This window comes from Azonexus hydrophilus DSM 23864, from assembly GCF_000429605.1.
GTDB classification, from domain to species: domain Bacteria; phylum Pseudomonadota; class Gammaproteobacteria; order Burkholderiales; family Rhodocyclaceae; genus Azonexus; species Azonexus hydrophilus.
The window spans coordinates 196,015-208,278 of the sequence record NZ_AUCE01000011.1 but is presented as its reverse complement, the minus strand read 5'-3'; the positions used below and the strand labels follow the sequence as shown (position 1 = coordinate 208,278).

Below are 12,264 nucleotides of genomic sequence, written 5' to 3'. Positions count from 1 at the left end.
CGCAAGGTAAAATCCCGGGATGACTGAGATTGCCCGTGCCAACGCCTTTTCCATTCCGGTCCGCGTCTATTACGAGGATACGGATGCCGGTGGCGTCGTTTACTACGCCAATTACCTGCGTTTTTTCGAGCGCTGCCGCACCGAATGGATGCGTCACGCCGGGTACGGCCAGGCGCAACTGGCTGCCGAAGCCGGCATCGGCTTCGTCGCCCGCAAGGCGGCTTGCGAATATCTGAAGCCGGCCCGTCTCGACGACGTGCTGAGCATCGGGCTCGAAGTCGAGAAACTGACCCGGGTGCGGGTGATCTTCCGCCAGTGGGCGCGTCGCGGCGACGATCTCCTGGTCACCGGCAACGTCGAGATTGCCTGCGTGAACATGGCGACGATGAGCCCCGCATCGATTCCCGATTACCTCCATGCCAAGCTGGAAGCATTGAAATGAACGTCACCCAGGACATGTCCATCCTCCACCTCATCCTCGAGGCCAGCGCCGTCGTGCAACTGGTCATGGCGCTGCTCGCCGGCGTCTCGCTGATGTCGTGGTACTACATCGCGATGAAGTGGTTCGCGGTCAAGCAGTCGCAGCGCAAGACCGAGGAATTCGAGCGCGATTTCTGGTCTGGCGGCGATCTCAACAACCTCTACCAGAGCGCGATCAACGACCGTCACAACGCCGGTTCGATGGAACGCATCTTCGAATCCGGTTTCCGCGAATTCACCAAGCTGCGCGGCCAGAAGAACCTCGATTCCAAGGACATCGTCGACGGTTCGCGCCGCGCCATGCGCGCCACCTATCAGCGCGAGATGGACGCGCTGGAAGCCCACCTCGCCTTCCTTGCCTCGGTCGGTTCGGTGTCGCCTTACATCGGCCTGTTCGGTACCGTCTGGGGCATCATGCATGCCTTCCGGGCGCTCGGTAACGTCGGCCAGGCAACGCTCGCCTCGGTTGCCCCGGGTATCGCCGAAGCCCTGGTTGCCACCGCCATCGGCCTGTTCGCGGCGATTCCGGCGGTACTCGCCTACAACCGCTTCTCGCACGATATCGACCGCATCGCCGTGCGCTACGAGTCGTTCATGGAGGAGTTCTCGAACATCCTCCAGCGCCAGATGAGGTAAGGCCATGCGCCAGCGCCGCCTGAAAAACGAGATCAACGTCGTCCCCTACATCGACGTGATGCTGGTGCTGCTCGTCATCTTCATGGTGGCGACGCCAATGATGAGTACCGGAGAGGTCAAATTGCCCTCAAGCGGTACAGCGCCGCAGAAGCCAGACAAATTTTTGCGGGTGGAGGTTGCCAAGGATGGCGGGCTATCCCTGTTTGATGTCGAGAACAAGGAGCAGAAACTTGATGGCTTGCCCTCGTTGAGTGGTGCGCTGGCTGGCCAACGTCAACGAAATCCTGATATCGCTGTGCTGGTCTCAGCCGATGAGGAAGTACCCTATCGTAGCGTGATGCAGGCGCTCGAAGAGGTCAGGAAGCAGGGGTTCTCGTCGGTTGGCCTGGAAACCTCGGTGAAATGATCCGATGATCCCCGACCGCCCAACCGAACCTGGCAAAAAGAAGGCCATGCTGTTCACGCTGGCCGTGCACCTGCTGTTGATCGGCGGCCTGTTCCTGGGCGTCCAGTGGAAGCGTAGCGAGCCCGAGGCGATGCAGGTCGAATTGTGGTCGCCGACGCCGGTCAAGGCGACCCGGGTGGCGCCGCCGGTGGAACCGCCGAAGCCGGTCGAAGCGCCGCCGAAACCGCCGGAGCCGGTGCCGGTGAAGGTCGAGGTGCAGAAAAAGCCGGATATCGTCGTCAAGCAGGAAAAAAAGGCGCCGGAGCCGAAAAAGCCTGAACCGCCGAAACCCGAGCCCAAGAAGCCCGAGCCGGTGAAGCCGGAGCCGAAACCTGCGCCCAAGGTCGATCCGTTCAAGGAAATGCTCGAACGCGAAACCCGCGAGCGCCAGGCCGTGGCCGAACAGAACCGGCTGGCGGCGCTGGCCGAGAAGGAGCAGCGGGCCGCGGCCAGCCGGCGCGGGCTGGAGAGCTACGCGAGCAAGATCCGTATCGCCATCCGCAACAAGATCGTCCTGCCGCCTGGCATCCAGGGTAATCCGGAGGCGGTTTTCGAGGTCAACCAATTGCCCGGGGGCGACGTTCTATCCGTACGCATGAAACGTTCGAGCGGCGTGCCGGCGCTCGATGCGGCGATCGAGCGGGCGATCCGCAGCGCATCGCCCTTGCCGGAACCGGACAATCCGGCCTTGTTCCAGCGGGTCCTCGAAATCAAATACAAGCCGTTTGAAGAGTAAAATCGCGCCAATTTCACCGAAGATGAACGCCATGTCCAGAATTTCCCGCCGTATTTTCCTGCTCTGCGGCCTGCTGACCGCAGGTCTGGCCCAGGCGCAGTTGTCGATCGAGATCACCGGCGCCGGCGCCAGCCGCATTCCGGTGGCGATTGCCGACTTTGCCGGCGATCCGACGCTGTCGCGCATCGTGGTCGGGACCGTGCGCGCTGACCTGGAGCGCAGCGGCCTGTTCCGGCTGGTCGATCCGGCCGGTGCCGCGCTCGACGAAAACACCCCGGTCGATCTGCCGGCCTGGAAGGCACGCGGCGCTGACGCGCTGGCGGCCGGCAGCATTACCCGCGCCGCCGACGGCCGCATCGAGGCGCGTTTCCGCTTGTACGACGCACAGAAATCCGAAACCCTGGGCGGCGCGGCCTTTGTGACCCAGAGTGCCCAGTTGCGTATGGCCGGCCATCGGATTGCCGATTACATCTACGAGAAGCTGACTGGCGAGAAGGGCGTCTTCTCGACGCGCATCGCCTATGTCGTCAAGTCGCGCGGCCAGTTCCTGTTGCAGATTGCCGATGCTGACGGCCAGGGCGCGGCGACGGCGCTGACCTCGACCGAGCCGATCATTTCGCCGGTTTGGTCGCCGGACGGTTCGCGTCTGGCCTATGTCTCCTTCGAGAAGAAGAAGCCTGTGATCTACGTGCATTCGCTGGCTTCCGGGCAGCGCCACATCGTCGCCAATTTCAAGGGTTCCAATTCGGCACCGGCGTGGTCGCCGGACGGCCGCAAGCTGGCCGTGGTCCTGTCCAAGGACGGCAACTCCCAGCTTTACACGGTCAATGCCGACGGCAGTGGCCTGCAGCGCCTTGCCTCGTCGCCCGGCATCGACACCGAGCCGCGTTATTCGGCCGACGGTGCGCACATCTACTTCACTTCGGATCGGGGCGGCAGCCCGCAGATCTATCGCGTTGATGCCAGCGGCGGTGCCGCCCAGCGCGTGACTTTCGACGGCAGCTACAACGTTTCCCCGCGGCCGTCGCCGGATGGCCGCAGCCTGGCTTTCATCACCCGCCGCGAAGGCCGTTTTCAGCTGGCAGTCATGGATATTGCCTCCCGCCAGGTGCAGGTGCTGACCGACTCGCACCGTGATGAATCCCCCAGTTTTGCACCCAACAGCCGGATGATCCTGTTCGCCACCGAAATTGGCGGACGCGGCGTGCTTTCAGCCGTTTCAGTTGACGGCCGGATCAAACAACGACTATCCATTGCCGCGGGCGATGTTCGCGAACCGGCATGGGGCCCCTTCCTCAAGTAATTCCCTCTCGGAGAAAACCCATCATGAAAAAAATCCTGTCCCTCAGCCTGTTCCTTGCCGTACTCGCCGGTTGCAGCACCACCCCGGTGCCCGATGAAAATGCCGGCGCCCCGGTGGAAAGCCGCAGCGGCAGCACCGACGTCAAGCCGGTGGTTGCCGGCGACCTCGACGCCAGCGGCCTGCCGCGTGAATTGACCGACCCGAAGAGCCAGCTGTCGCAGCGCAGCATCTACTTCGACGTCGACAAGTACGAGGTCAAGGGCGAATACCAGGCACTGGTTGCCGCGCACGCCAAGTTCCTGGTCGCCAACCGTGGCTTCAAGGTCCTGATCCAGGGCAACACCGACGAAACCGGTTCGCGTGAATACAACCTGTCGCTGGGCCAGAAGCGTGCCGATGCGGTCAAGCGCGCCTTGATCCTGCTCGGTGCCCAGGAAAACCAGGTCGAATCGGTCAGCCTCGGCGAGGAAAAGCCGCGCAATACCGGCCGTGACGAAGCGGCCTTTGCCGAAAACCGTCGCGCCGACGTTCTCTATCGCGCTGCTGACGGCCGCGGCGAGTTCTGAGCATGCGTCGCCTGCCGCTGGTTTTCCTGATCGCCAGCCTGGGTAGTGGTTCTGCCTGGGCTTTCCTCGACGACAAGGAAGCGCGCCGCCAGATCGCGGATCAGAAGATCCAGACCGAGGCACGCTTCGATCAGCAGGCGCGCGCCCAGCTCGAACTGTCGGCATTGATCCAGCGCCAGGCGGAAGAGATTGCACGTTTGCGCGGTCAGATCGAGACCTTGACCTGGGAACTGGAGCAGGCAAAAAAGCGCCAGCAGGACTTCTACCTCGATCTCGACAGCCGGCTCCGGCGGTTTGAGCCGCAAGTCGCCGAACAGCCTGCGGCGGCTGCCGATCCGGCAGCTGGCCCGGCGGCGGCGATTGGCGGCACCGCCAATCCGGCCCAGGAAACGGCGGCCTACGATGCCGCGCTCGAATTGTTCAAGGCGACCAAGTACAAGGAAGCTGCCGCGGCCTTTGCCGGTTTCGTCGAGAAATACCCGAACGGTTCGCTGGCCGCCAATGCCCAGTACTGGTTGGGTAATGCCTGGTATGCGCAGCGCAATTGCGCCAAGGCGATCGAGGCGCAGAGCCAGGTGGTCAGTCGTTATCCGGCGAGCGACAAGGTGCCGGATGCCATGCTGTCGATCGCCACCTGCCAGCAGGAAATGGGTAATCGCAAGGCTGCCAGTCAGACGATGGCCAGCCTGATCGAGAAACACCCCAGTTCGCCGGCTGCCGACAAGGCCCGCGAACGCCTGAAGAAGAAGTAGGAATTGGATCTCCGCATCACCGAAATCTTTCACTCCTTGCAGGGTGAAGCATCGCGCGTCGGCTTGCCGACGGTTTTCATCCGTCTGACCGGCTGCCCCTTACGCTGTACCTGGTGCGATACCACCTACAGTTTTACCGGCGGCGAGATGCGCACGCAGGCCGAGGTGCTGGCCGAAGTTGCCAAGTATCCGGTCCGTCAGGTGTGCGTCACCGGTGGCGAGCCGCTGGCCCAGAAAGCCTGCCTGCCGCTGCTGACGGCACTGTGCGACGCCGGTTACGACGTCTCGCTGGAAACCTCGGGAGCGTTCGACATCGCCCCGGTCGACCCGCGCGTTGCCTGCATCATGGACCTGAAGGCGCCGGATTCCGGCGAGTCGGGCAAGAACCTGTGGGCCAACCTGGCGCACCTCAAGCCCAAGGACGAGATCAAGATCGTCACCGCTTCGCGTGAGGACTACGAGTGGGCGCGCGAGGTACTCCAGGCGCATCAACTGGACAGCCGCTGCGCGGTACTGTTTTCGCCGGCGCAGGGCAGTATCGAACCGGCGGCGCTGGCCGGCTGGATACTCGAAGACGGCCTGCCGGTGCGCTTCCAGTTGCAGTTGCACAAGCTGCTTTGGGGTAACATGCAAGGCAAATGAGTCCGAGGAGACGACCATGAGCGAAAATCGCCGGCAATTTACCCGTATCAGCTTCCAGAGCCCGGGCCGACTGTTCCTTGCCGACGGCGAGCACGCGGTCGAAATCCTCGATATTTCGCTCAAGGGCGCACTGATTCGTCCAATCCAGCCGATGTTCGTCAAGGTCGGCAGCAACGGGGTGCTCCATCTAACGCTGGATAACGGCGGCACGGACATTCGTACCGGGGTCACCGTCGTTCACCACCAGGGCGACAGCTATGGGCTGGCCAACCACGAAATCGATCTCGACAGTGCCACCCATCTGCGCCGCCTGGTCGAACTGAATCTCGGCGACGAAAACCTGCTCGAGCGTGAAATCAGCCTGCTCTCCCACGGCTGAAAAATACGACGGACGGTGTTGAAATCGGCATATGCCTTGGGGCATACTGCCGATAACCATGCCTCAGACATGGATACTGGCGTAACGATAGCTGGCATGTGGGAGTGTCATGTCAAATCACTTGAATCCGGCGGCTGGCCACCAGGGCGTCGATGGCGACAGGTGGAATCAGGCGTTCGTACTTGATCACGTTGGCGCAGCGGTACTGCTGACCGACGCGCAGCAGTGCATCCGTCGGGTTAATGCGGCCTTTTGCCGGTTGACGGGTTATCGCCCGGAAGAGGTCATCGGCAAAACGCCAAGAGTTCTTGCTTCCGGTCGGCAAGGTCCGGGGTTTTATACCCGGATGTGGGAGTCGCTGCGCGAGCACGATACCTGGGAAGGCGAGATCTGGAATCGTCGGAAGTCCGGCGAAATCTACCCGGAATGGTTGATCATTAATGTGCTGCGCAATGACACCGGCGAGGTCAGCGGTTACGTGGCGACTTTCGCCGATATCAGCAAGCTCAAGCATGCCGAGTCGGAGGTTCAGCACCTGGCCTTCTACGACCCGCTGACCGCGCTCCCCAACCGTCGTCTGCTGCTTGATCGCCTGGAACAGGCGCGGATGTCCGGTAAGCGCAAGGCCGAGCACGGGGCCTTGCTGATCATCGATGTCGATAATTTCAAGATTCTCAACGACACGCTTGGGCACGATATCGGTGACCATCTGCTGATCGAGGTCGCCTGCCGCCTCAAAGCGTGCATCCGTGACTGCGATACGGCGGCTCGTCAGGGGGGCGACGAGTTCGCGGTGATGATCGGGGCGCTGGACCCCCATCCTCAGATGGCCGCGATCAGTGCCGAGAGCATCGCCGAGAAATTGCGTCTGGAATTGGCGCGCCCGGTGATGCTGGCCCAGGGGCAGGAGTATTACTGTACTGCCAGCATCGGCGTCACGCTCTTCCACGGGCAGGACAAGACCGTGGATACCCTGCTCAAGCAGGCGGATATCGCGCTGTACAAGGCCAAGGAGGCCGGGCGGAATGCGATTCGCTTCTTCGACCAGGCGATGCAGACCACGCTTGATCGACGGGCGCGACTGGAAGCGGGGTTACGCCATGCCCTGGTGCGCGATGAGTTTGTCCTGCATGCCCAGCCGCTGGTCGACCGGGACAGCGGCCTGGTTGGTGCCGAACTGTTGCTGCGCTGGCTGCCGGACGGGCAGAAACTGGTGCCGCCCGACGATTTCATTCCCCTGGCCGAGGAGAGTGGCCTGATCGTTCCGATCGGCTTGTGGGTGCTCGACCAGGCGTGCGCCACCCTGCGTCGCTGGGACGACGATCCACGATTGCGCGAACTGTACCTGGCGGTCAATGTCAGCGCACGCCAGTTCCGTCAGCCGGATTTCGTCGACCAGGTTTGCGCCGCGCTGGCCCGGCACGGAGCCGATCCCCGCCGGCTCAAGCTGGAGCTGACGGAAAGCCTGCTGCTCGACAAGGTGGACGAAGTCGTGTTCAAGATGCGGGCGCTGCGCCTGCTCGGCGTGCGCTTTTCACTGGATGATTTCGGGACTGGTTACGCTTCGCTGTCCTACCTGAAGAAGTTTCCGTTCGACCAGCTCAAGGTTGATCGCTCCTTCGTCCGCGACATCATGAGCGATCCCGATGATGCGGCGATCATTCGGGCGATCATCGCCATGGGGCGTTCGCTGCGCCTGAGCGTGGTCGCCGAGGGGGTCGAGACCGAGGGACAGTACGCTTACCTGATCGAGCACGGCTGTACTCTGTTCCAGGGGTACATGTTCGGCCGCCCGCAAGCTCTGTCGCAGTTCGAGGCGATGCTCGACGGATGTTCAGATGCCCAGATAGCGATGCCAGATGCCGTGATCGGCATCGAGTTCGGCTGAACTGCCACGCCACACGACCTGGCCGCGTTCGATCACGGTATGCCGGTCGGCCAAGGCGATCAGTTTTTCCACGTATTTGTCGACCACCAGCACGCTCTGTCCGGCCGCCCGTAAAGCTGACAGGCAGGCCCAGATCTCGTCACGGATCAGCGGCGCGAGGCCTTCGGTCGCTTCGTCGAGCACCAGCAGGCGCGGATTGGTGACCAGCGCCCGGCCGATGGCGAGCATCTGCTGTTCGCCGCCGGAGAGCTGGTTGCCGAGATTGCGTTTGCGCTCGGCCAGGCGCGGAAACAGCGCATAGACGCGGGCCGGCGTCCAGGGCTCGGCGACCTGGCGGCGGTTGGCGAAGAAGGCGACCAGGTGTTCGTCGACCGTCAGGTTGGGGAAGCACTGCCGGCCTTCCGGCACCAGCGCGATGCCGGCGCGGCCGATGCGGTCGGGGCGCCAGCCGGTGATGTCCTCGCCCAGGAAGCGGATGCTGCCGGCGCGTACCGGTTCCAGCCCGCACAGCGCGCGCAGCGTGGTGGTCTTGCCCATGCCGTTGCGCCCGAGCAGGGTGGCGGCTTCGCCTTCGGCCATCGCCAGGTCGATGCCGAACAGCACCTGGCTGGCGCCGTAGGCGACTTCCAGGCCGCGGATTTCGAGCAGGCTGCTCACAGGTGGTCTCCCAGGTAGGCGCGGCGCACTTCGGCGTCCTGGCGGACCTCGTCGGGCAGACCGGTACAGATCAGGCGACCGTTGACCAGCACCGAAATGCGGTCGGCCAGGCGGAACACCGCGTCCATGTCGTGCTCGACCAGCAGGATGGTGACGTGGCGCGCCAGGTGTTCGATCAGCTCGACCATGCGCGCCGACTCCTCCGGGCCGGTGCCGGCCATCGGTTCGTCGAGCAGTAGCAATTGCGGTTTAGTGGCCAGCGCCATCGCCAGTTCCAGCGCCCGCTGTTCGCCATGCGACAGGTGACCGGCCAGTTGCCCGGCTTTATCGCCCAGGCCGACTTGTTCAAGGAAAGCGACGGCCTCGTCGAACAGGCGCCGCTCGGCTGCCACCGGGCGCCAGAAGCGGAAGCTGCTGCCGGCATCGGGGCGGCCCTGGACGGCCAGCGCGACATTGTCGAGCGCGCTCTGGCCGGTGAAAACATTGGTGATCTGGTAGGAGCGCGCCATGCCGGCGCGGACCCGCTCGTGCATCGACAGGCGCGTGGCCTCGCGGCCGGCGAAGTGGATGCTGCCGCTGTCCGGCCGCAAAGCGCCCGAGACATGGTGGATGAAGGTCGTCTTGCCGGCGCCGTTGGGGCCAATCAGCGCGTGCACTTCGCCAGCCGTCACCGAAAAATTGACGCCCTGCAGCGCATCGACGGCGGCGAAACGGCGCGATAGTGCGCGGACTTCGAGCAGTGCGTCAGCCATGGTGTTTCCCGAACAGGGCGGCGACACCGCGCGGGGCGAAGAGGACGATGCCGATCAGCAGCAGGCCGAGCGCGATGTGCCAGTGCTCGAACCAGGCGAGCAGGAATTCTTCGAGCAGGAGCAGGACGACGGCACCGACCAGGCCGCCCCACAGATAGCCGACGCCGCCGATGATGACCATCACCAGCAGGGTGCCCGATTGCGTCCATTGCAGCAGGTTGGGGCTGGCCATCCCGGTCAGGTTGGCGAGCAGGGCGCCGGCCAGTCCGGCGACGGCGCCACCGAGGGCGAAGCAGACCAGGCGGTAGCGGAAGACCGGGTAACCGAGCGCTTCCATGCGTGTCTCGTTTTCCCGGATCGCCTGCACGGTACGCCCGAAGCGGGCCTGGGCCTGGCGGGCGAAAAGCAGCATGCACAGCGCGAGCACGCCGAGCGCCAAGTAGTACAACGCCTCATCTGCGAGCAGGCTGAAGCCGGCGAACTGCATGCGTTCGTAGATTGGCATGCCGTCGTCGCCGCCCCAGGCGCTGGAGGAAATGAACAGGTAGTAGGTCATCTGGGCGAAGGCCAGCGTGATCATGATGAAATAGACGCCGCGCGTACGCAGGCTGATGGCGCCGACCAGCAGCGCGAACAGGCCGGCGACCAGTGCCGCCAGCGGCAGCACCAGCAGGCCTTCGTGGATGCCGGCGTCGTAGCAGATCGCCGCGACATAGGCGCCGATGCCGAAGAAAGCGGCATGACCGAGCGAAACCATGCCGCCGAAGCCGAGTACCAGATTGAGGCTGCTCGCCGCCAGCGCGAAGATCAGGACACGGGTGGCGAAGCCGGTGTAATAGCTTTGGTCGAGCGCCGTCAGCAGTTCGGGCAGGGCGATCAACATTGCCAAGCTGACGCTGACGGCAGCGTTCTGCCAGCGGGCGGGTCGGTAGAACGCCATCACGCCCTCGCCGGGAACAGGCCTTGCGGCTTGAAGAAGAGGATCGCCGCCATCAGCAGGTAGATGAGGATGGACGCCAGCGCCGGGCCGAGCGTGGCGGCGGCGTCCGCCGGCAGCGTGGCGCGCAGCAAGGTCGGCAGCAGCGCCCGGCCGAGCGTATCGACCGTGCCGACGATCAGCGCGCCGACCAGGGCGCCTCGGATCGAGCCGATGCCGCCGATGATGATGACGACGAAAGCCAGGATCAGCACGCTTTCACCCATGCCGACCTGAACCGCCAGCAGCGGCCCGAGCAGGCCGCCGGCCAGCGCACACAAGGCGGCGCCGAACACGAACACGGCGGTGAACAAGCCGCGCACGTTGATACCCAGTGCTTCGGTCATCTCGCGATTGGCGGCGCCGGCGCGAACCCACATGCCGACCCGGCTCTTCGCGACGAGCAGGTAGAGCAATGCGGCGACGACCAGACCGACGCCGATGATCACCAACCGGTAGGCCGGGTAGAAGAAGCCGGCAATCTCCACCGGCCCGGCCAGCGATTCGGGCGGGTTGAGCATCAGCGGCGCCGGCCCCCAGATCACGCGTACGCTTTCGTTGGCGATCAGGATCAGGGCGAACGTGGCAAGCACCTGCGACAGGTGGTCGCGCCGGTACAACTGCCGGAAAAGCGACAGTTCGAGCAGCAGCCCGAGCAGGGCCGCGCCGGCGATGCCGGCGCCCAGCCCGATCCAGAACGAATCGGCCGCTTGGGCGGCGGCAGCGACGAAATAGGCGCCGACCATGTACAGCGAACCATGGGCCAGGTTGATGCAGTCCATGATGCCGAAGACGAGCGTCAACCCGGCGGCCAGCAGGAACAGCATGAGGCCGAACTGCAGGCCGTTGAGGGCCTGCTCGAGAACCAGCTGGGTCACTTCATCTTGCACTGAGCCACGTAGGCGTCAGCATGATTGGTGAAGATAGTGCCCATGGTCTTGTTGGTGACGCGGCCCTGGGCATCCTTGCCGATGGCGCGCAGGTAGTAGTTCTGTACCGGATAGTGGTTGCTGTTGAACTTGAATTCGCCACGTACCGACTTGAAGCGCTTGGCTTCCAGCGCCTTCTGCAGCGCCTTCTTGTCGGCGACATTGCCCTTCACGTCACGCACTGCGGCGTCCATCATCAGCGCCGCGTCGTAGCCCTGCGAGGCGTACAGCGACGGCAGGCGGCCGTAGGCCTTCTGGAAATCGGCGACGAAACGCTTGTTCTCGGCGTTGTCCATGTCGTGCGCCCAGTGCGATGAGTTGAACATGCCCATCATCGGCTCGCCGACAGCCTTGATCACGTCCTCGTCGGCCGAGAAGCCGGGGGCGAACAACTGGGTGTCGCGCGACAGGCCGGCGGCGACGAACTGCTTGACGAAGTTGATGCCCATGCCGCCCGGCAGGAAGAAGAACAGCGCGTCCGGCTTGGCGGCGCGGATCTGCGCCAGTTCGGCGGCGTAATCGAGCTGGCCGAGCTTGGTGTACATCTCCTCGGTCTTGCCCTTGTAGAAGCGCTTGAAGCCCGACACTGCGTCCTTGCCACCGGGGTAGTTGGGGGTGACGATCATCACGTTCTTGAAACCCTTGTCCTGAACCACCTTGCCAACGGCTTCGTGCAGGTTGTCGTTCTGCCAGGCGACGTTGAAGAAGAAGGGATTGCACTGTGCGCCAGCGTATTGCGAGGGGCCTGCGTTGGCCGAGATGTAGAAGGTCTGGTTCTGGAACACCGCCGGGCCGACGGCCAGCATGATGTTGGAGAAGACGATGCCGGTCATGAAATCGACCTTGTCGCGCTTGAGGAAGCGGTCGGTTGCCTGCTTGGCGATGTCCGGGTTCTGCTGGTCGTCGGCGATCAGGACTTCGGCCGGCAGGCCGCCGAGTTTGCCGCCCAGGTGCTGCATGCCGAGGTTGAAGCCGTCGCGGATGTCGACGCCGAGGCCGGCGCCAGGGCCGGACAGGGTGGAGACGAAGCCGACCTTGATCGGGTCGGCAGCGTGGACGGAACCGGCGAGCATCAAGGCAGCGGCGAGGGCGGTCAGGCGGATCGACATCTTGTTCTCCAAGA

The 12,264-nt window shown here is 63.9% G+C and carries 16 protein-coding genes; 10 read left to right on the top strand and 6 right to left on the bottom strand.

Translation table 11 applies throughout. The features are described from left to right. Window positions 1-19 precede the first annotated feature (19 nt). From ybgC to G471_RS0101540, 9 genes are read left to right on the top strand one after another with little or no spacing between them, the layout of a single operon-like run. A complete protein-coding gene (gene ybgC, locus G471_RS0101580) occupies window positions 20-442 on the top strand; it encodes a tol-pal system-associated acyl-CoA thioesterase (protein WP_028993769.1) in 423 nt (140 codons plus the stop codon). Continuing rightward, window positions 439-1,116, top strand: a complete 678-nt coding sequence (gene tolQ, locus G471_RS0101575; RefSeq protein WP_028993768.1) for a protein TolQ — start codon at window positions 439-441, stop codon at window positions 1,114-1,116. The genes ybgC and tolQ overlap by 4 nt, the downstream gene beginning before the upstream one ends. A gap of 4 nt (window positions 1,117-1,120) precedes the next feature. Continuing rightward, window positions 1,121-1,522, top strand: a complete 402-nt coding sequence (locus G471_RS0101570; RefSeq protein WP_028993767.1) for an ExbD/TolR family protein — start codon at window positions 1,121-1,123, stop codon at window positions 1,520-1,522. 4 nt (window positions 1,523-1,526) lie between these two features. After that, window positions 1,527-2,297 carry an energy transducer TonB gene (locus tag G471_RS0101565; RefSeq protein WP_028993766.1) on the top strand — a complete coding sequence of 257 codons (771 nt, stop codon included), beginning with the start codon at window positions 1,527-1,529 and terminating at the stop codon, window positions 2,295-2,297. Window positions 2,298-2,328: 31 nt separating this feature from the next. Continuing rightward, window positions 2,329-3,600, top strand: coding sequence for a Tol-Pal system beta propeller repeat protein TolB (gene tolB, locus G471_RS0101560; protein WP_028993765.1), 1,272 nt, complete (start codon window positions 2,329-2,331; stop codon window positions 3,598-3,600). 23 nt (window positions 3,601-3,623) lie between these two features. Beyond that, window positions 3,624-4,166, top strand: a complete 543-nt coding sequence (gene pal, locus G471_RS0101555; RefSeq protein ID WP_028993764.1) for a peptidoglycan-associated lipoprotein Pal — start codon at window positions 3,624-3,626, stop codon at window positions 4,164-4,166. Window positions 4,167-4,168: 2 nt separating this feature from the next. Further along, window positions 4,169-4,918: a tol-pal system protein YbgF gene (gene ybgF, locus G471_RS0101550; RefSeq protein ID WP_028993763.1), complete on the top strand. Its 750-nt coding sequence runs from the start codon at window positions 4,169-4,171 to the stop codon at window positions 4,916-4,918. Window positions 4,919-4,921: 3 nt separating this feature from the next. Beyond that, a complete protein-coding gene (gene queE, locus G471_RS0101545) occupies window positions 4,922-5,560 on the top strand; it encodes a 7-carboxy-7-deazaguanine synthase QueE (RefSeq protein WP_028993762.1) in 639 nt (212 codons plus the stop codon). Between the two features lie 16 nt (window positions 5,561-5,576). Continuing rightward, a complete protein-coding gene (locus tag G471_RS0101540; RefSeq protein ID WP_028993761.1) occupies window positions 5,577-5,939 on the top strand; it encodes a PilZ domain-containing protein in 363 nt (120 codons plus the stop codon). A 112-nt stretch (window positions 5,940-6,051) separates the two neighbouring features. Here the strand turns inward: G471_RS0101540 and G471_RS19425 are convergent, their stop codons facing one another. Beyond that, complete coding sequence (locus G471_RS19425; RefSeq protein ID WP_245580500.1) at window positions 6,052-6,264, bottom strand: hypothetical protein; 213 nt, start codon at window positions 6,262-6,264, stop codon at window positions 6,052-6,054. Between G471_RS19425 and G471_RS16375 the strand changes: the two genes are divergently transcribed. Next, window positions 6,169-7,827 carry a putative bifunctional diguanylate cyclase/phosphodiesterase gene (locus G471_RS16375; protein ID WP_245580497.1) on the top strand — a complete coding sequence of 553 codons (1,659 nt, stop codon included), beginning with the start codon at window positions 6,169-6,171 and terminating at the stop codon, window positions 7,825-7,827. The two genes, G471_RS19425 and G471_RS16375, sit on opposite strands and share 96 nt — an antisense overlap. Here the strand turns inward: G471_RS16375 and G471_RS0101530 are convergent. From G471_RS0101530 to G471_RS0101510, 5 genes are read right to left on the bottom strand one after another with little or no spacing between them, the layout of a single operon-like run. Further along, window positions 7,774-8,484, bottom strand: a complete 711-nt coding sequence (locus G471_RS0101530) for an ABC transporter ATP-binding protein (protein ID WP_088177941.1) — start codon at window positions 8,482-8,484, stop codon at window positions 7,774-7,776. The two genes, G471_RS16375 and G471_RS0101530, sit on opposite strands and share 54 nt — an antisense overlap. Next, complete coding sequence (locus G471_RS0101525) at window positions 8,481-9,236, bottom strand: ABC transporter ATP-binding protein (RefSeq protein ID WP_028993759.1); 756 nt, start codon at window positions 9,234-9,236, stop codon at window positions 8,481-8,483. The genes G471_RS0101530 and G471_RS0101525 overlap by 4 nt, the downstream gene beginning before the upstream one ends. Then, window positions 9,229-10,176 (bottom strand): branched-chain amino acid ABC transporter permease, encoded by a 948-nt coding sequence (locus G471_RS16370; RefSeq protein WP_043420595.1) that lies wholly within the window; start codon window positions 10,174-10,176, stop codon window positions 9,229-9,231. The genes G471_RS0101525 and G471_RS16370 overlap by 8 nt, the downstream gene beginning before the upstream one ends. After that, entirely contained in the window at window positions 10,176-11,090 is a 915-nt protein-coding gene (locus G471_RS0101515) for a branched-chain amino acid ABC transporter permease (RefSeq protein WP_028993758.1), read from the bottom strand. The genes G471_RS16370 and G471_RS0101515 overlap by 1 nt, the downstream gene beginning before the upstream one ends. Next, entirely contained in the window at window positions 11,087-12,250 is a 1,164-nt protein-coding gene (locus G471_RS0101510; protein WP_028993757.1) for an ABC transporter substrate-binding protein, read from the bottom strand. Before G471_RS0101510 ends, G471_RS0101515 begins: the two co-directional genes overlap by 4 nt. Window positions 12,251-12,264: the final 14 nt, after the last annotated feature.